We start from the raw sequence: 18,803 nt of genomic DNA on the forward strand, positions 1-18,803 counted from the left end.
CAGTAGACGGTCATGACCATCGCCTTGACCCTGGGCAGCGTGCTGGCGTTCGTAATCCTCACGCTGGGCACCGCGATATTCGTCGCCGCCGAGTTCTCCCTGACCACCCTGGAACGCAGCGCGGTGGAGGCCAACGCCCGCCGCGGCGGGCGTCGCGACGGCTATATCCGAGAAGCCCACCGCACGTTGTCGTTCCAGCTCTCCGGCGCCCAGTTGGGTATCTCGATCACCACGCTGGCCACCGGTTACCTGGCCGAGCCGGTGCTGGCCCGGTGGCTGCGTCCCCCGCTGGCCGCGCTGGGGCTGTCCGAGGCGGCCGCCGCCGGGGTGGCCCTGGCCCTGGCCCTGGTCATCGCCACCTCGCTGTCGATGGTCTTCGGCGAGCTGGTGCCCAAGAACCTGGCGGTGGCGCGCCCACTGCAGACCGCCCGGGTGGCCGCCTGGCCGCAGCTGATGTTCTCCCGCCTGTTCACCGTCGCGATCAAGGCGACCAACGGGACGGCGAACCTGATCCTCAAGCGGCTCGGCATCGAGCCCGCCGATCGGCTGACCTCGGCCCGTTCCCCGCGGGAGCTGGCTTCGCTGGTGCGCAATTCGGCGCGCAGCGGCGCACTCGATCCCAGTACCGCAACGCTGGTCGAGGGTTCACTGCGATTCGGCGCCCTGACCGCCGCGGAGCTGATGACACCGCGTTCGAAGATCGTCAGCCTGCAGGCCGGCGACACCGTCGCCGACCTGGCCGCCGCGGCCATCGACACCGGCTTTTCCCGGTTCCCGGTGGTCGCCGGCGACCTGGACGCCCCGGTCGGCATCGTCCACGTCAAACAGGTGTTCGCGGTGGCGGTCGCCGATCGGGCGACCACCCCGGTCACCACCGTCGCCGAACCGGTGGCGGTGGTGCCCTCCACGCTCGACGGCGACGCGGTGATGGAGCAGATCCGGACCAACGGCCTGCAAGCGGCCCTGGTCGTCGACGAGTACGGCGGCACCGCGGGCATGGTCACGATGGAGGATCTGATCGAGGAGATCGTCGGCGACGTCCGCGACGAGCACGACGACGCCACACCGCACGTGGTGGCGGCCGGCGGTGGCTGGCAGGTGTCGGGGCTGCTGCGCATCGACGAGGTGGCCGCGGCGACCGGTTACCGGGCGCCGGAGGGCTCCTACGAGACCATCGGCGGGCTGGTGCTCCAAGAGCTCGGCCACATCCCGGCGGCGGGCGAAACCGTCGAACTGACCGCGTTCGACCCCGACCAGCTGTCCGCGCCCCCGCCGCGCTGGCTGGCCCGGGTGGTCCGGATGGACGGCCGGCGCATCGACCTGCTGGTGCTCACCCAACTGGGGGCGGGCGATGGCTGACCTGCTCAACTCCGTGTTGACCGTGCTGCTGATCGCGGCGAACGCCTTCTTCGTCGGCGCCGAGTTCTCGCTGATATCGGCGCGGCGCGACCGGCTCGAGGCGCTGGCCGAACAGGGCAGGCAAAGCGCGGTCACGGTGATCCGGGCCGGCGAACAGCTGTCGTTGATGCTGGCCGGAGCGCAATTGGGGATCACGGTGTGCTCGATCCTGCTCGGCCGCATCGGTGAACCTGCCGTCGCCGACCTGCTGGAGTATCCGTTCCGGCTGATGGGCATTCCCGACGCGCTGCTGCACACCGTGGCATTCATCGTCGCGTTGACGATCGTGGTGACGCTGCATGTGCTGTTCGGCGAGATGGTGCCCAAGAACATCGCCTTGGCAGGTCCGGAGACCGCGGCGATGCTGCTGATCCCGCCGTACCTGGTCTACATGGCGGCCGCCCGGCCGTTCATCGCCTTCTACAACTGGTGCGCCAACCTCGTCCTGCGGGCCGTGCGGGTGCAGCCCAAGGATGAGCTGGAGATCACGGTGTCCACCGTCGAGCTCAGCGAGATGATCGCCGAATCGGTCTCGGCGGGACTGCTCGACCTCGAGGAGTACACCCGGTTGACCCGCGCCCTGCAGATCCGCAACCGGACCGTCGCCGACGTGGCGCTGCCGGTCGGCGACATCCGCGCCGTCCCGGCCGCAGCGCCCGGGCGCGGCCCCAGCGTGGCGGCCATCGACAGGGCGCTTGCTCAGACCGGTTATTCCCGGTACCCCGTCGTCGACCAGGGCCAATACGTCGGCTATCTGCACATCAAGGACGTCCTGCCGCTCAGTGCGAGTGCCGGGGCGGCCCCCGGCGGCGACGGCGCAGCCGCCGTGGTCGATATCGGCGTGGTACGACCGCTGCCCCGCGTTCCCGCATCGCTACCGCTGGCCGACGCCTTGACCCGGCTGCGGCGGACCAACAGCCATCTGGCCCTCGCGGTGGCCCCGGACGGCGCCGTGGTGGCCATGGTGGCCCTCGAGGACCTCGTCCAGGACGTCGTGGGAACCGTCCGTGACGGCACACATCATGTTTGACCTGGTCGAATCGGCTCTGGACACCGAGCACTGGCAGGCCCGCGCGCAGACCTACCGCCGGCGCCTGGACAGCTTCCTGGCGCCACGGTTGCGCCGGATCGCCGCCGGTGACCCGGTCCCGAAGTTCCTGTTCAGCTACTACAGCCTGCGTCCGCGACAGCTGCGCGGCTGGCATCCCGGCTTCGGTGTCGCGCTGACCGGGGCGGCGGCGCTGCGCGACTACCGCGGCCGCCGGGGGTACACCGTCACGGCCGGCCGCGTCGGTGTGGCCGACGACTTCGTGCGTGAGCGCGCCGGCACCGTGACGTTCATCGCCCGGCTGCTGCGGGCCACCGCCGCCCGCCCGGCCCGGCTCAACTGTTTCGGGCTACACGAGTGGGCGATGGTGTATCGCAGCCCGGCAGGCCAACCCGTCCGGCACGGGCACGTTCCGCTGCGCCTCAGGGCACCCGAGGTGGAACGAGTTGTCGAGTCAATGCCGTTGCGCTGCACGCACTTCGACGCCTTCCGGTTCTTCACCCCGGCGGCGGCACCGCGCAACGACGGGATGCCCCGGCGGGCCACCCAAACCGATTGGGAGCAGCCGGGTTGCCTGCACGCCAACATGGACCTCTACAAGTGGTGCTACAAGCTGGGGCCGCTGATCGAGTCCGAGTTGCTGCTGGAGTGCCTGCAATTGGCGGCCGCCGCCCGCGAGATCGACATGCGAGCGAGCCCGTATGACTTGAGCGGCTACGGGTATGAGCCGATTTGCATCGAAAACCCCGTCGGCCGTGCAGAATACGTCCGTTGCCAGACCGAGGTCTCGCAGCACGCCGCGCCGCTGCGTGACGCCGTGCTCGAGCGGTGCGAGCGGTTGTCGGCAGTCGCCGGATGCGGATAGCAGCGCTGTCGGCCGGTAAGGTGGTGGATTGGCTACGAGGGAGGAAACCATGACGGACCGGGTGCCGGTTGGCGATCTGCGGGTGGCGCGTCAGCTCTACGACTTCATCACCGACGAAGCGCTGCCGGGGACCGGTCTGGACCCGGACAGCTTCTGGGCGGGCGTGGACAAGGTCGTCACCGATCTGACGCCGAAAAACCAGGAACTGCTGGCGCGCCGTGACGAGCTGCAGGCACAGATCGACAAGTGGCACCGGCACCGGGTCATCGAGCCGTTGGACACCGAGGCCTACCGGGCCTTCCTCATCGAGATCGGCTACCTGCTGCCCGAACCGGACGACTTCACCGTCACCACCGCGGGCGTCGACGACGAGATCGCCGTGCAGGCCGGCCCGCAGTTGGTGGTGCCGGTGCTCAACGCCCGGTTCGCACTCAACGCCGCCAACGCCCGCTGGGGCTCGTTGTACGACGCGCTGTACGGCACCGACGTGATCAGCGAGGACGACGGCGCGACCAAGACGCCCGCCGGAGCAAGCAGCGGATACAACCAGGTGCGCGGTGACAAGGTCATCGCTTATGCCCGCAAGTTCCTCGATGAGTCCGTGCCGCTGGCCAACGGCGCGTGGACCGAGGTCAAGAGCTTTGCGGTGAACGACGGCGGGCTGGTGATCACCCTGGCCGACGGCCTAGAGACCACCGTCGCGACACCCGCGGAGTTCGTCGGCTACCTCGGGGACGCCGAGGCTCCGTCGTCGGTGCTGCTGGCTCACCACGGGCTGCACATCGAGATCCTGATCGACCCGACGTCGCCGATCGGGGCGACCGATGCCGCCGGCATCAAAGACGTGGTGCTCGAGTCTGCGGTCACCACGATCATGGACTTCGAGGACTCGGTTGCCGCGGTCGACGCCGAGGACAAGGTGCTCGGTTACCGCAACTGGTTGGGGCTGAACCGCGGGGATCTGGCCGAAGAGGTCAGCAAGGACGGCAAGACGTTCACCCGCACGCTGCACGCCGACCGCGAGTTCACCGCTGCCGCATCCGAGGCCGCGGACTCCGAAGGCGGCGCCACTGTCACCCTGCCGGGCCGCAGCCTGATGTTCGTCCGCAACGTGGGTCACCTGATGACCAACGACGCCATCGTCTTCGACGCAGAGGGCACGGACGGCGCCGAGGGCACCGAAGGCCGAGAGGTGTTCGAGGGCATCCAAGATGCGCTGTTCACCGGCCTGATCGCCATGCACGGGCTGACGGCCTCCGACGACAACGGCCCGCTGCGCAACAGCCGGACCGGATCGATCTACATCGTCAAACCGAAGATGCACGGACCCGACGAGGTGGCGTTCACCGCCGAATTGTTCAGCCGGGTCGAAGACGTTCTGGGCCTGCCGCACGCCACCCTCAAGATCGGCATCATGGACGAGGAGCGCCGCACCACCGTCAACCTGCGGGCGTGCATCAAGGCGGCCGCCGACCGGGTGGTGTTCATCAACACCGGCTTCCTGGACCGCACCGGAGACGAGATCCACACCTCGATGGAGGCCGGGCCGATGGTGCGCAAGGCCACCATGAAGTCGCAGCCGTGGATCCTGGCCTACGAGGACAACAACGTCGACGCGGGCCTGGCCACCGGTCTGACCGGCCACGCCCAGATCGGCAAGGGCATGTGGGCGATGACCGAACTGATGGCCGACATGGTCGAACAGAAGATCGCGCACCCACGCGCGGGCGCCAGCACCGCCTGGGTGCCGTCGCCGACCGCCGCCACCCTGCACGCGATGCACTACCACCAGGTGGACGTGTTCGAGGTGCAGCAGGAGTTGGCCGGAAACCGCCGCGCGACAATCGATCAGCTGCTGACCATCCCGCTCTCGCAGGGCCTCGCCTGGGCCCCCGACGAGATCCGCGAGGAGGTCGACAACAACTGCCAGTCGATTCTCGGCTACGTCGTTCGCTGGATCTCGCAGGGCGTGGGCTGTTCGAAGGTGCCTGACATCCACGATGTGGCGCTGATGGAAGACCGTGCGACACTGCGGATCTCATCACAGCTGCTGGCGAACTGGCTCCGGCACGGGGTGATCACCGCTGACGACGTGCAATCCAGCCTGGAACGGATGGCCCCGGCCGTGGACCGGCAGAACGCGGGCGACGCGAGTTACCTGCCGATGGCCCCGGATTTCGACGACAGCATCGCGTTCGCGGCGGCGCGTGAACTGATCCTGTCCGGGACCACCCAGCCAAACGGCTACACCGAGCCGATCCTGCACCGGCGCCGACGCGAGTTCAAAGCCCGCGCCGGGCTCTGAGCCCCACGCGGATTCGAGTGGAATTGACCGTGGCCGGAGAGCCGACCAGGCGGAGAGGACGCATCCACCGTGGGTAGGCACAGTTTCCCCGGCCCCGACGATTTCGACGACGAGCCGCTCGAATCCGACGACGGCCCGGAGACCGCAGCACCCGATCCGTTCGGGTTCGGCGATCCGGACGACGACGAGTACGTCGACGACTATCAGGACGCCTTCTACGAGGAGCCGGTCGACAGCGATGCGGGATACGACGCGGACCCGGCCCAGTACATGCGGCGCGGCGGCGGCGGTGAGGGTGAAACGCGTTATCGTACCGGGCCTTTCGGCGCGTCCGGAATGTTGCCGAGTGAGTCCTTTCCGGACCGGGGGGCCGATCGGGAGGAGCCGCGCCGCGGTCGGCGCGACCTGGACCGGTGGCGACGGCATCGCAACGATGCCGGCCGGCGCGGTGTCAGCGTCGGGGTGATCGCCGCACTGGTTGCCGTGATCGTCGTGGTGGGCACCGTGATCCTGTGGCGGTTCTTCGGCAACTCGTTGTCGCATCGATCGGCCGTCGCCGCCGGCAACTGCGCCCACGGCGATCTGACGGTCGCCGTGGTGGCGGACCCGTCGATCGCCGATCATGTGCAAGGTTTCGCCGACCGGTTCAACAAGACCGCCAAGCCGGTGGGTGACCGCTGCGTGTCGGTACAGGTCAAGCCGGCGGAGTCCGATGCCGTGGTCGGTGGTTTCATCGGCGATTGGCCGGCACAGCTGGGCCAGCGCCCGGCGCTGTGGATTCCGGGCAGTTCGATCTCGGCGGCCCGGCTGCAGGCCTCCGCGGGCCAGGAAACGGTCAGCGACAGTCGGTCGCTGGTCACCTCGCCGGTGCTGCTGGCGGTCCGGCCCCAGCTCAAGTCCGCCCTGCAGCACCAGAGTTGGGCGAGCCTGCCGGAACTGCAGACCGACCCTGACGGTCTGGGCCGACTCGGCCTCGCCGGTTGGGGGCAACTCCGGCTGGCGCTGCCGATCGGCGGTAACGGCGATGCCGCGTTCCTGGCCGGTGAGGCGGTGGCATCGGCCGCCGCCCCGAAAGACGCCCCTGCCACCGACGGAACCGGGGCGGTCCACCGGCTGGCCGGCGCACAGCCTCACCTCGCCGACAACTCACTTGCCGAGGCGATGAACGTACTGCTGCGCCAAGGCGATCCGGCGGCTGCACCGGTGCACGCGGTGGTGACCACCGAGCAGCAACTGTTCACCCGTGGACAATCGCTGTCGGACCCGGCGAGCACCCTCGGATCCTGGTTGCCGCCGGGGCCGGTGCCGGTCGCCGACTACCCGACCGTGTTGTTGGCCGGCTCCTGGCTTTCCCAGGAACAGGTCAGCGCCGCCAGCGAATTCGCGCGATTCGCCCGCAAGCCGGATCAGCTCGCGGATCTGGCCAAGGCCGGGTTCCGCGTCGAAGGCGTCGCACCACCGAGCAGCGATGTGACCGGCTTCCCTGCGCTGCCGGACACCTTGTCGGTCGGCGACGACGCGATGCGGGCCACCCTCGCCAATGCGCTCACCACGCTGCCGGGCACGTCGGCGGTGACGATCATGCTCGACGAGTCCATGACGACCGAGGAAGGCGGCAAAACCCGGCTGGCCCATGTGATCGCGGCCCTGGATCAACGGATCAGGGCGTTGCCGCCGAGCGCCGTCGTGGGCCTGTGGACCTTCGACGGTGTGGAGGGCCGCAGCGTGGTCCCGTCCGGCCCGCTGGACGAGCCGGTGAACGCCGGAACCCGCTCGGAGACGCTGACCAGGGAACTCGATGCGCTCAGTTCGACATCGGGCGGTGCGGTGTCCTTCACCACGCTGCGCCTGGTCTACAACCAGGTGTTGGCCAATTACCACCCCGGACAGAGCAACTCGGTACTGGTCATCACCGCGGGACCGCACACCGACCGGACCCTGGACGGTCCCGGATTGCAGGACTTCATCCGGGCCAACACCGACCCCGAGCGCCCGGTCGCCGTCAACGTCATCGACTTCGGCGGCGACGCCGACCGGGCGGTCTGGCAGGCGGTGGCTCAGCTGTCGGGCGGCACGTATCAGAACCTGAGCGGGGCGAACACCCCGGAACTGGCCGGCACGCTGAACACCCTGCTGGGCTGACGCGCCAGCCGCTAGCCGCCCAGCATGTCGAGGATCTGCTGCGGGATGACCTCCACCAGCTGGGTGATCATGCCACCGAACGAGCCGACGCTGATGTCGGCCAGGTCGCCCAGGCCCAGGCCGTTGAGCAGGTCGGCCAGGTTCAGATCCGTCAGGTCGCCGACCAGGTTGCCGAGGTTCAGCGGCAGGTCATCGAGGCCGAGACCACTGACCAGGCCACCCAAGTCCAAGCCGTTGAGCAGGCCGGTGATGTCGAGGCCGCCGAGGCCCAGCCCGCCCAGCAGTTCACTCAGCGACAGCTCCCCGGTGGAGTCGGCGAAGCCCAGGGCGCTCAGGATGCCGCCGATGGTCAGGTCACCGGTCGGTAGCGAGACGCCCAGCGCGGTCAGCAGTGAGCTGACCGTCTCGTCGATGCTCTGGCCACCCAGCAGGTCGCCGAAGGTTACGGCGTTCAGCGCCTCCTCGAGGCCACCACCGGTCAAGACGTCCAACACGTCGGGTAGCAGGATGCCCAGTAGCGGCCCGAGAACCGACGAGATGATGTCGCTGAGCACATCCGTGACAGGCCCGAGCAGGCCGAGGTCCGACAGCAGGCTGCCCAGCGACGAGTCGACCAGGTCGCCGAAGCCGAGAGTGGTCAGCAGCTCGCCCAGCCCGAGATTGATCGTGGTGTCGAGCCCGAACGCACCCAGCACGTCCTCGAGGCTCAGACTGTTGAGATCGACGTCGGTGTCCAGGCCCAGGCCGCTGAGGATGTCGGTCAGGCCGAGGCTGCCGAGGCCGAGGCCGCCCAGCCCCAGGAAGCTCAGCAAAGCACCCAGATCGGTGATCCCGCTGCCGGCTTGCAGCAGGTCACCCAGCCCGTCGTCGCTGATGCCCAGCGCACTGAGCAGGCCGCCCAGCGTCAGGTCGCCCAGCCCGAGCTGATCGATCAGGTTCTGCAGATCCAGGTTGGACAGGTCCAGGTTTCCCAGCCCCAGCGCATCCAGAAGCTGCGTCAGGTTGAGGTTCACCTCCAGGTTCTGCACCGGGGCGAGTACGCCGTTGAGCACCGGGATGTTGATGATTCCGCCGAGCAGGCTGACGTTCTCCGCGCCGTTGAGGTAGGCGTCGGCGATGGTGGCCGGGGCGTTGAACAGACCGGAGAAGTCCCCGCCGGCCATCTGGGCCGCGGCGTCGCTGATCGCCTGGGAGGTCAGTGCCTGCGCGCCCATGCTGGCGATCGCCAGTTCCAGCCCGGGCGGCAGCTGCACCGAGACCGACGCCGGCAGCTCGGAGATATCGGTGGTGACGGTCGGCGTGATGCTGGTGAACGCGGAGATCACGCCGAACGGGTCGGTGAACAGCTTGCCGACGACGGCGGTGATCGCCGACCAGTCGGCGTTGGCGTTGATGTCGGCCAGGTTCGCGGTGGTGTTGGTGAACAGGTCCGACCACGCGTTGTTCAACTGCACCGCGTGAGACTGCGCACCGGCCGCGGGCAGCGGCGGCGTCACCGGGCTGACCGGCGCAACCGCGATGAGGCCGGCGCCCGCAACGGCGATGCCGGCGGTGAGGTAGGGACGAAGCGCGAGCTGCTGCATGATCTCTCCTTCTGTGATTCACATCACCATTCAGGGTGAGATCAGCGTAATCCTCTTTTCGGTCATAGATGAGATTTTCCTGATTATTTATCATCCACGCTTGTAGCGCGGTGACGATATCGATAAACTTTGCGCCCTTCTTACGGCGCAAAAGTTCACTAATACGGCGAAGAGTCCGCGATTACGGCGGCGAGTATGCGAGTCACTGGGCTTGGGCTCAGGCGTAGGCGTCCACCGGCGGGCACGAGCAGACCAGGTTGCGGTCGCCGTACGCGCCGTCGATCCGGCGCACCGGTGGCCACACCTTCGGCCGGAAGTCGCGACCCAGCGGATAGGCGGCCTGCTCCCGGGTATAGGGGTGCTCCCACTTGTCCACCACCAGGCATTCGGCGGTGTGCGGGGCGCCGCGCAACGGGTTGTCCTCGGCCGTCCACTCGCCGGTGCCGACTCGGTCGATCTCGCCGCGGATGGCGATCATCGCCTCGCAGAACGCATCCACCTCGGCCAGGCTCTCACTCTCGGTGGGCTCCACCATCAGCGTGCCTGCCACCGGGAAGCTCATGGTCGGGGCATGGAAGCCGTAGTCGGCCAACCGTTTTGCGACATCGTCGACCGTCACGCCGGTGGCCTTGGTGATCGCGCGCAGATCCAGGATGCATTCGTGAGCGACCATGCCGTTCTCCCCGGTGTAGAGCACCGGGAAGTACTCGTCGAGGCGGCGGGCGATGTAATTCGCCGACGCGATCGCGGTCAGCGACGCCGATCGCAGGCCCCGCGCGCCCATCATCCGGATGTAGGCCCAGGTGATCGGCAGGATCGAGGCCGAACCGTAGGGAGCCGCCGACACCGGCGCGCCGGCGGGCAGTTCTTCGGCCAGCGGGTGTCCGGGCAAGAACGGGGCCAGGTGCGAACGCACCGCCACCGGTCCGACGCCGGGACCGCCACCGCCGTGCGGAATGCAGAACGTCTTGTGCAGGTTCAGGTGGCTGACGTCCCCGCCGAATCGCCCGGGCCGGGCCAGCCCGACCAGCGCATTGAGGTTGGCGCCGTCGACGTAGACCTGGCCGCCCGCGTCGTGCACAGCGGCGCAGATCTCGGCGATGTCGTGCTCGTACACCCCGTGGGTGGACGGGTAGGTGATCATCAGCGCCGAGAGCGTCGTGGCGTGCTCGGCGACCTTGGCACGCAGATCGTCGAGGTCGACGTCGCCGTTCTCCCGGCAGGCGACCACCACCACCCGCATGCCGGCCAGCGCTGCCGACGCGGCGTTGGTGCCGTGCGCGCTGGACGGGATCAGGCAGACGTCACGCTGGGACTCACCACGGCTGGCGTGGTAGGCGTGGATCGCCAGCAGACCCGCATACTCGCCCTGCGAGCCGGCGTTGGGCTGTAGCGAGACCGCGTCGTACCCGGTGATCCCGGCCAGCCAGTCTTCCAACTGGGTGATGAGCCGGCGCAGCCCGGCGGCATCGGCGGGCGGCGCGAACGGGTGCTGACGGGCGAATTCCGGCCAGGTGATCGACTCCATCTCCGCGGCGGCGTTGAGCTTCATGGTGCACGAACCCAGTGGAATCATGCTGCGGTCCAATGCGATGTCCTTGTCCGACAGCGCGCGCAGGTATCGCATCATGGCGGTTTCGGTCCGATAGCTCCGAAATGCCGGGTGCGTCAGGAATTCCGAAGTACGGGTGATGACGTGCGCGCACACCGGCTCGCGCCCCGAGAAGTCCGGATCAGCCACACCGAACGCGTTGAGCACGGCGGCCACGTGGTCGTCGGTGGTGGTCTCGTCGCAGGCCACCGCGACGTGGTCGGCGTCGACGCGCCACAGGTTGATGCCGGCGTCCTTCGCCGCCGCGATGATCTCGTCGGCACGGCCGGGAACCCGGGCCAGCACGGTGTCGAAGTAGCGGTCGTGCACCAGTGCCTCACCGAGCGCCGCGGCGATCTTTACGGCGTGCCCGTGTACCCGCCGCGCGATCGCGGTCAGGCCCTCGGCGCCGTGGTAACTGGCATACATTGCGGCCATCACCGCCAACAGCACCTGGGCGGTGCAGATGTTCGAGGTCGCCTTGTCGCGGCGGATGTGCTGCTCGCGGGTTTGCAGCGCCAGACGGTAGGCCGGCGAGCCGTCCGCGTCCACCGAAACCCCCACCAGCCGTCCCGGCAGCTGCCGGGCGTGCTTGCTGTGGACCGCCAGGTAGCCGGCGTGGGGTCCGCCGAAGCCCATCGGCACCCCGAAGCGCTGGGCGCTGCCGAACGCCACATCGGCGCCGATCTCGCCCGGCGGCGTGACCAGGGTCAGCGCCAGCAGGTCTGCGCCGACCGCCACCATCGCACCGCGTTCGTGGGCGGCCTCGATCAGCTCCGACCAGTCGGTGACCCGGCCGGATGCTCCCGGCAGCTGGGTGATCACACCGAAGAAGTCGCCCTCGGGCAGCTCGTTGCGCAGGTCGGCGGTGACGACCTCGATGCCAAGCGGTTCGGCACGGGTGGCCAGCACCGCCGCGGTCTGGGTGAACAGGTCGGCGTCGACCACCAGCCGGTTGGTGGCGCCCTTGGGCCCGCGCGTCGCACGAAGCATCAGCGTCATCGCCTCGGCAGCGGCGGTGCCTTCATCCAGCATCGACGAGTTGGCGATCTCGCAGCCGGTCAGGTCGGCGATCATGGTCTGGAAGTTCAGCAGCGCCTCCAGCCGGCCCTGGCTGATCTCGGGCTGATACGGCGTGTAGGCGGTGTACCAGGCGGGGTTCTGCATGATGTTGCGCAGCAGCACCGGCGGGGTCACGGTGTCGTAGTAGCCCTGCCCGATCATCGAGACCGCGACCGTGCTGGCATCGGCCAATTCGCGCAGTTCGGCCAGTGCCTGCATCTCGCCGGCGGCCGGCGGCAACACTTCCAGCCCGGGCGCGACACCGTCGGGGCCCAGCGGGTCGAGGATGCCGGCGGGCACCGCCTTGGCGGCCAGCTCGTCCAGCGAGCCGACACCGATGGTGTCCAGCATCGCGGCGATCGCGGCGTTGTCCGGGCCGATGTGCCGGTCGACAAAACGGAATTCGGTGTGCTCGGCCACGTGGACCCCCTCGACGATAGACGACTGGTGGTCCTCCCCCTCTGTCGTCTGCCCGTCCCGGGCGCCTGAGAGATTCGGCACCGGGAGATCCGGGTGCCTTTCCCCATGGGCGGGTGAACCCGACACGGGCAGCACCGCTTTCCAGAGGCATCGCTGCGTGCGCGGTCCTGGTGCCTGAGAGGTTGACGGGGAGGTATTGCTCCTTCGGCGCCCGGGACTGGCTGTCCCGAGACTCTCCCGCGCGACGCTGATGCGCGACCAGTCTACCGAGCGTTCCTCGTTCGATGCGAATGCGCCGGGCCGGGCCGGGCCGGAGCGTTAACCGGTCTTGCGGTCGCGGAACTTGCGGCGGCTGGCCAGTTCGTCTTCCGGCGCGGCGATCGACTCGCCGCCGTCGGCGCGTTCGCCGGGGAAATCGGCGATGACGCCGGTCAACTCCCGCATCGCACCCGACACCGCGATCCCGAACACGCCCTGGCCGCCTTGCAGCAGGTCGACGACCTCCTCGGCCGACGTGCACTCGTAGACGGTGGTGCCGTCGGAGAACAGGGTGATGTTGGCCAGGTCCCGTACCCCGCGCTCACGCAGGTGGTCGACGGCGACCCGGATGTTGTGCAGCGAGATGCCGGTGTCGAGCAACCGCTTGACGATCTTGAGCACCAGGATGTCTTTGAACGAGTACAGCCGCTGGCTCCCGGAGCCGGCCGCGCCCCGAATCGACGGCACCACCAGTGAGGTGCGCGCCCAGTAGTCCAGCTGGCGGTAGGTGATGCCGGCGATCTGGCAGGCGCTGGGCCCGCGGTAGCCGACCAGTTCGTCGGGGACGGAGTCATCCGGGAACAGCCCGGCCTGCACCGGTTCGCCGACTCCGGAAGCGGTCGCTGCGACGTCGCCGTCCGAGCCCGATTCGGGCTGACCCGCGAAGTCCAGCTCTTCCTGCCCCGGTTGCTCGCCCACGATGCTTCCTCTCGCCGATCGCGCTCGTTGCCACTGGCTGCCCGGTGGCCGCGTTTGCTCTTGCCCGAGTTGGTCGTGAGCATACGCTGTCCGACGAGCCACCGTGCGGTTCCCGCCGTGGCTCAAGTATGGGGGCCGTGATTTCCGCGTCCTGCTTTGCCGATGGGCGTGTCGTCGGACCGCTCGCAGATGAGACGGATCTGTGACGGGGCTGAGGCCGCCGCGCCGGGTCAGGTTGCTTTGAAATCGTCGGGCGACACGCTATCGAGGAACTCCTTGAACTTCTCCACCTCGTCTTCGCGCACCGCGCCGGAGGACTCGTCGTCGCTCTCGTCGGGGATGAGCAGGCCCGCCTCGGCCAGCACCGCCTCCTCGACGTAGATCGGCACCCCCACCCGCAGCGCGATCGCCACCGAGTCCGACGGGCGCGCCGAGACCGTGATGTCCCGGTCGAAGATCAGGTCGGCGTAGAACGTGCCCTCCTGCAGATCGACGATCCGGACCTCCTTGAGCGAATGCCCCAGCGCGGCGATCAGGTCGCGGATCAAGTCGTGAGTCAACGGCCGGGCCGGTTCCACGCCCTGCTGCTCCAGGGCGATGGCGGCGGCTTCGGCCTGCCCGATCCAGATCGGGAGGTATCGGTCGCCGTCGGCCTCGCGCAGCAGCAACACCGGCTGGTTCTGCGGTTGCTCGACGCGAATGCCGACCACGCGTACTTCGCCCATCTCCAGTCAGCCCTCCGCAATTGCTTGTTTCCCAAGTCGCTGTGTCCCAGTCCGACTCGCTGCGAAACCCCCGGTCCGGCAACCGCATGTCGCACAACAAGCCGCCGACGCGAAGTCTAGTCCTCAGCCGTGCAGAACGTCGTGTACCGCCGACTTGAGCAGCGCGGTGTGCAGCGCGATCGCCAGCGCCGCGACCTCGCGCGCCAAGTCGTCGGCACGGTCACGCGCGCCGGCCTTGCCGCCCTTGACCAGCGGCCCGGCGATCTGGGCGATCAGATCGGACTGCCGGTCGGCGGCGGAGCGGAACGCTCGCAGGTGGCGCGGCTCGACGCCGTAATCGGCCAGCCCGCGGGCACACTGCGCGATGACGACCGCGTGCTCGTCGAAGAATCCCCCCGGCCCGGCCGTGATGACCCCCGTTCTGACCAGTGCCGTCAGCAGGATGTCGTCGGCGCCCGAGCGCTCCAGCAGATCCTCCCGGCTCAGCCTGACGCGCCGGGGCGGCACCGGCAGCGCCGTGCGGTGGTGGGCGGCGTCGTCGGCCGACACCAACCGCGGCACCGAATACGGCGACTCGCTCAGCGGCAGCGCCCCGTCCGGTTCGGCGTCCAGCCTCGCCTTGATCACCTTCAGCGGCAGGTACTGGTCGCGTTGCGCGGTCAGCACGAACCGCAGCCGCGCGCAGTCATAGGCGCTGAACCGGCGGTAGCCCGACGCCGCACGCTGCGGCGTCACCAGCCCCTCGGCCTCCAGGAACCGAATCTTGGAGATCGTGACATCCGGAAACTCCGGCCGAAGCAGATCCAGTACCGCTCCGATCGACATCCCGGCCGGTTCGGGGCTGTCAGGCGCGCTCACTTAGCTCCCCGGCCCGCCCTCGGTCTCACCCGTCTTCGGGCCGGTCAGGAACACCAGCCGGAACTTGCCCACCTGTACCTCGTCGCCGTTGACCAGGACGGCCGAATCGACCGGCTCCCGGTTGACGTAGGTGCCGTTGAGGCTGCCCACGTCGACGACCTGAAACTCGTTGCCCTCCAGCCGGAACTCGGCATGGCGGCGGCTGACCGTGACGTCGTCGAGGAAGATGTCGCTGTCGGGATGCCGACCGGCGGCGGTGACCGGTTGGTCGAGCAGGAAACGCGATCCGGCGTTGGGGCCGCGCTTGACGACCAGCAGCGCCGAACCCGCGGGCAGCCCTTCCACACCCGAGGTCAGGCTCTCACCACCCGCCTGTGCGGGGGCGTCGAGTTCGCTCAGGAAGTCGGCCCGGAAGACCGATGTGGTTTCCACCGTGACCTCGTCGCCTGCCTGGTCCTGCCCATTGCCTGGGTCCTTCTCCGTCACCCGCTGCTCCTCACTGGCCACTGTCGTGTTACCTGGTCGCACCCGCCGGATATCCATGGCACCGGACCCACGATTGATGAGTCGACCGTACCGCGCAGCGGTCGATAATGTCCCCCGCACCGCGGGATCGTGTCGTGGAATACCCGCCGCGATATCCGGCGCGTCCCGGCAGGCAGGCTAGCAATACTCATTCGGCCAGCGTCGCGCGGTACGCGTCGGCCGTCAGCAGCCCCGCAAGCGTCTCGTCCAAGCCGCCGACGACCTGAAGATCGACCAGCCAGCCGGCGCCGTACGGGTCGGAATTCACCAGCTGCGGGCTGGCATCCAGATCCGCGTTGACGGCAACCACTTTCGCCGAGAGCGGCCCGAACAGATCCGAGACGGACTTGGTCGACTCCACCTCGCCGAAGCTCTCCCCCGCGGTCACCTCGGCGCCGGTCTCGGGCAGCTGCACGAAGACCACGTCGCCCAGTGCCGCCTGCGCGAAGTCGGTGATGCCCACCCGGACGGTGTCGGTTCCGGTGCGCTGCACCCACTCGTGCTCAGCGGTGTAATACAGATCGGACGGAACATTGCTTTCTGAGCTCACGGTGATCGTGCTCCTTGCGCTGTCGGGTTCACTTGACTGGCTGAGCGTATTGGCGTGGTTTCGGTTGCCGCAACACGGTCACCTCGACATGGTCGGCCTGCTGCACCGCCACGGCGCCAGCGAGCCGTTTGACGCTGTCGACCGCCCCACCGGGAATGTTCATCGCGGCCGCCAGGGTGGGGGGATCGCCGATCGCCAGTACGGAATACGGTGGCGCCAAGGAGATCCCGTCGAACTCCAGCGCTCCCGGCGTTCCGGCGACCCACGAGTCCACTCCGATGCGCACCGCTTTGGCGTCGTCTCTGACCTCCATCGCCTCGGCGCCGGCCGCCCGCAGTTCATTGATCACATCCAGCATCGTCTCCGGCGCCACGCCGCGCGCCGGATCGTCGACGGTGACCACCACCCCGGGCCCGACGGCGCCGACCGTGCCGATCATGATCGCCAGGGCGGAGAGCCGGGCCTGGGCGGTCTCGATGGCGGCCTGGTCGCTGCTGCCGGACTCCTGCAACGCGTTGAGCGTCTGCTGCAGCTCGGCGATCTCGGTGTTGAGCGCGGCTTCGCGCTGCCGCAGCGAGTCCAGCAGCACCAGCAGGTCCGCGGGCCGGGCCGTCTCCAGGGCATCGGTGGAGTCGTTCTGGCGGACCTGGGTGACGATCGCAACCCCCAGCAGCAGGCACAGCAGCATCGCCAGCACGCCGAACAACGGGCTGGAGCGCCCTTCGCGAAGCCCGCGGAAGCCGCGCCGCGACGGCGCAGCGTCAGCGCTGTCGGGTAGTTCGTGCCGCCCGTGCGGCAGCGGATCACCGGTCACCGCGTCAGGCCCCGAACAGCCGTCGGCGCAGTGCCGCGGCGTTGCCGAAGATGCGGATGCCCAGGACCACGATGATCGCGGTGGACAACTGGGTGCCGACCCCCAACTGGTCGCCGAGGTAGACGATCAGCGCCGCGACCAGGACGTTGAACACGAACGACACGACGAACACCTTCGCGTCGAAGATCCGCTCCAGGTAGGCGCGCAGCCCACCGAACACGGCGTCCAACGCCGCCACCACGGCGATCGGCAGATAGGGCTGAACCACCTCCGGAACGCTGGGTTGAAACACCAGGCCCAGCACGATGCCGGCGATCAGCGCGGCGATACCGATCATCTAGAACTCACTCCAGCCTCCCGAACCGGATCTGCGCCGGGCACGACACCGGCAGTGTCGTACCCGGCACGGCAAGCTTGCGTCACGACTGCCCGATCTGTTTGGCGAACCGGACATCTCGCACCGAACCCGCCGGCAGGGTCAGGTCGGCGCCGGTCCGGCTGTCGACGCGCACCACCACCCCGTAGGACACCTCCAGCAGCCGCAGCCGGTAAAGCCCGGGCGTCCGCTCGAAGGCGTCGCGCAACTCGCGCGGCGGCCCGATGGCGCGCACCGAGTACGGGCTGCTGATCGGCTTGTTGTCGACCAGGATTGCGCCTCCGGCCTGCCGGATCGTCACGTTGGGCCCGATCCGGACGTCGCCGATCGCGATCGCCTCGGCGCCGCTGGCCCACAGCGAATTGACGACCAGCTGCAGGTCACGATCCAAGATGATCTGCTGGCTGCCCGACACCCGCTGCTTGGAGGCATCTGAGAGGTTGCGGCCGGCAGCACCCGGGTCGGTCACCGTGACGGTCAGACCGGGCCCGGTCACCCGGGTGCTGGCGGCCGCCAGGCTCAGCCCGTCGAGGCCGGCCAGCACCCGCTGCCCCTCGGCGTCATCGGCCAGCCGGTGGCGGCGCAACTCGTCGACGCGATTCGTCCAGGTTTCGCGTTTGTCGGCCAGCCGCACGGTCACCGCTTCGGCCGAACGCACGTTGCTGGCCAGCACCTGCTGGGCGTCGCGCACACCGGGCGCCAACGAGCGGGCCTGCGAGAACGCGACGGCGAACACCGTCGCCACCAGCAGCGCCGCCACCGCCTCCCACGCCCATCGCGCAATCCGGGCCCGCCGACCGGTGCCGCGCCGGTCGCGCTCGGCCGCCGCCGCGGCATAACCGGGGTCCAGGTGCTCGGACAGCAGCGACCGCAGCAGCGAGGGCACCGCGAATCGCTGCGGCCGACCCGCCTCGTGGGCGCCCCGGTCGCTCTGGCCGTCATAGCCGCTGAGCGCGAAGAACGGTTCAGACATCTGCCCCTCGAGCGGTGATCTTCGGCAGCGTGCGGGCCACCAACCTCACCTGGATCAGGTACAGCACGAACGCCCACAGGTACATGCCCAGGCCCCAGATCAAAAAGGCCCACCCGACCGACAGCACCACTCGGCTCCACACCGCATCCCACTGGCCCAGCAGGATCAGCGGGAACGCCGACATCAGCGCGAAGGTGCCGGCTTTGCCGATGTAGGTCACCGGCAGCGCGGTCAGTCCGCGGCTGCGCAACACCGGCAGCATCGCGGCCAGCAGCAGATCCCGGGCCAGCAGCGTGCCGATGATCCACCACGGCACCAGGCCGCGCAGGCCGAACGCGATCGGGATCGCCATCACGTAGAGCCGGTCGATCGCCGGGTCGAGCAGCGCGCCGAGGGCCGAGGACTGGTCCAGCAGCCGGGCCAGCTTGCCATCGGCCCAGTCGGAGATGCCGCTGAGGATCAGCGTCGCCGCCGCCAACCCGTCGGCCTGCGCGATCAGCAGCAGGTATCCGAAGACGACGATCAGGCCGAGCCGCGCCAGGCTGATGACGTTGGGCACCGTGAGCACCCGGTCGTGGGCTCGAGCGGAGCCGGACCCGGCAGACATACCG

The 18,803-nt window shown here is 68.9% G+C and carries 16 protein-coding genes and 1 riboswitch; of the genes, 5 read left to right on the forward strand and 11 right to left on the reverse strand.

What is annotated here, in order from left to right; genetic code table 11:
• Positions 1 to 12: 12 nt before the first annotated feature.
• The 5 genes from AWC24_RS08815 (at position 13) to AWC24_RS08835 (ending at position 7,758) form a co-directional block, all read left to right on the forward strand.
• The gene (locus AWC24_RS08815; RefSeq protein WP_085083983.1) at positions 13 to 1,359 is read left to right on the forward strand and encodes a hemolysin family protein; all 1,347 of its coding nucleotides are present in this window, start codon (positions 13 to 15) and stop codon (positions 1,357 to 1,359) included.
• Complete coding sequence (locus AWC24_RS08820; protein WP_085083985.1) at positions 1,352 to 2,428, forward strand: hemolysin family protein; 1,077 nt, start codon at positions 1,352 to 1,354, stop codon at positions 2,426 to 2,428. Before AWC24_RS08815 ends, AWC24_RS08820 begins: the two co-directional genes overlap by 8 nt.
• Positions 2,421 to 3,311, forward strand: a complete 891-nt coding sequence (locus tag AWC24_RS08825) for a 3-methyladenine DNA glycosylase (protein WP_085083987.1) — start codon at positions 2,421 to 2,423, stop codon at positions 3,309 to 3,311. Before AWC24_RS08820 ends, AWC24_RS08825 begins: the two co-directional genes overlap by 8 nt.
• A gap of 49 nt (positions 3,312 to 3,360) precedes the next feature.
• Positions 3,361 to 5,616, forward strand: coding sequence for a malate synthase G (locus AWC24_RS08830; RefSeq protein WP_085083989.1), 2,256 nt, complete (start codon positions 3,361 to 3,363; stop codon positions 5,614 to 5,616).
• A 69-nt stretch (positions 5,617 to 5,685) separates the two neighbouring features.
• A complete protein-coding gene (locus AWC24_RS08835) occupies positions 5,686 to 7,758 on the forward strand; it encodes a substrate-binding domain-containing protein (RefSeq protein WP_085083991.1) in 2,073 nt (690 codons plus the stop codon).
• Positions 7,759 to 7,769: 11 nt separating this feature from the next.
• On the opposite strand, the gene AWC24_RS08840 is transcribed toward AWC24_RS08835, so the two are convergent.
• From AWC24_RS08840 to AWC24_RS08890, 11 genes are all read right to left on the reverse strand, one after another.
• Entirely contained in the window at positions 7,770 to 9,341 is a 1,572-nt protein-coding gene (locus AWC24_RS08840; protein ID WP_085083993.1) for a hypothetical protein, read from the reverse strand.
• Positions 9,342 to 9,558: 217 nt separating this feature from the next.
• Positions 9,559 to 12,414, reverse strand: a complete 2,856-nt coding sequence (gene gcvP / locus AWC24_RS08845; protein WP_085083995.1) for an aminomethyl-transferring glycine dehydrogenase — start codon at positions 12,412 to 12,414, stop codon at positions 9,559 to 9,561.
• Between the two features lie 152 nt (positions 12,415 to 12,566).
• Positions 12,567 to 12,664, reverse strand: a riboswitch (glycine riboswitch).
• A 68-nt stretch (positions 12,665 to 12,732) separates the two neighbouring features.
• Complete coding sequence (locus tag AWC24_RS08850) at positions 12,733 to 13,371, reverse strand: MerR family transcriptional regulator (RefSeq protein WP_085083997.1); 639 nt, start codon at positions 13,369 to 13,371, stop codon at positions 12,733 to 12,735.
• Positions 13,372 to 13,601: 230 nt separating this feature from the next.
• Positions 13,602 to 14,096, reverse strand: coding sequence for a bifunctional nuclease family protein (locus AWC24_RS08855; RefSeq protein ID WP_019735665.1), 495 nt, complete (start codon positions 14,094 to 14,096; stop codon positions 13,602 to 13,604).
• A 123-nt stretch (positions 14,097 to 14,219) separates the two neighbouring features.
• Entirely contained in the window at positions 14,220 to 14,954 is a 735-nt protein-coding gene (ftsR, locus tag AWC24_RS08860; protein ID WP_085083999.1) for a transcriptional regulator FtsR, read from the reverse strand.
• Positions 14,955 to 15,440: a glycogen accumulation regulator GarA gene (gene garA / locus AWC24_RS08865; protein WP_109560381.1), complete on the reverse strand. Its 486-nt coding sequence runs from the start codon at positions 15,438 to 15,440 to the stop codon at positions 14,955 to 14,957.
• Between the two features lie 187 nt (positions 15,441 to 15,627).
• The gene (gene gcvH / locus AWC24_RS08870; protein WP_085084002.1) at positions 15,628 to 16,029 is read right to left on the reverse strand and encodes a glycine cleavage system protein GcvH; all 402 of its coding nucleotides are present in this window, start codon (positions 16,027 to 16,029) and stop codon (positions 15,628 to 15,630) included.
• A gap of 28 nt (positions 16,030 to 16,057) precedes the next feature.
• Entirely contained in the window at positions 16,058 to 16,843 is a 786-nt protein-coding gene (locus AWC24_RS08875; RefSeq protein ID WP_165757725.1) for a DUF881 domain-containing protein, read from the reverse strand.
• Between the two features lie 4 nt (positions 16,844 to 16,847).
• Positions 16,848 to 17,180 carry a small basic family protein gene (locus AWC24_RS08880; RefSeq protein WP_085084003.1) on the reverse strand — a complete coding sequence of 111 codons (333 nt, stop codon included), beginning with the start codon at positions 17,178 to 17,180 and terminating at the stop codon, positions 16,848 to 16,850.
• Between the two features lie 82 nt (positions 17,181 to 17,262).
• Entirely contained in the window at positions 17,263 to 18,192 is a 930-nt protein-coding gene (locus AWC24_RS08885) for a DUF881 domain-containing protein (RefSeq protein ID WP_085084004.1), read from the reverse strand.
• Positions 18,185 to 18,799, reverse strand: a complete 615-nt coding sequence (locus AWC24_RS08890) for a CDP-alcohol phosphatidyltransferase family protein (protein WP_085084005.1) — start codon at positions 18,797 to 18,799, stop codon at positions 18,185 to 18,187. Before AWC24_RS08890 ends, AWC24_RS08885 begins: the two co-directional genes overlap by 8 nt.
• Positions 18,800 to 18,803: the final 4 nt, after the last annotated feature.

Source organism: Mycolicibacter senuensis (assembly GCF_002101885.1).
Lineage (GTDB): Bacteria > Actinomycetota > Actinomycetes > Mycobacteriales > Mycobacteriaceae > Mycobacterium > Mycobacterium senuense.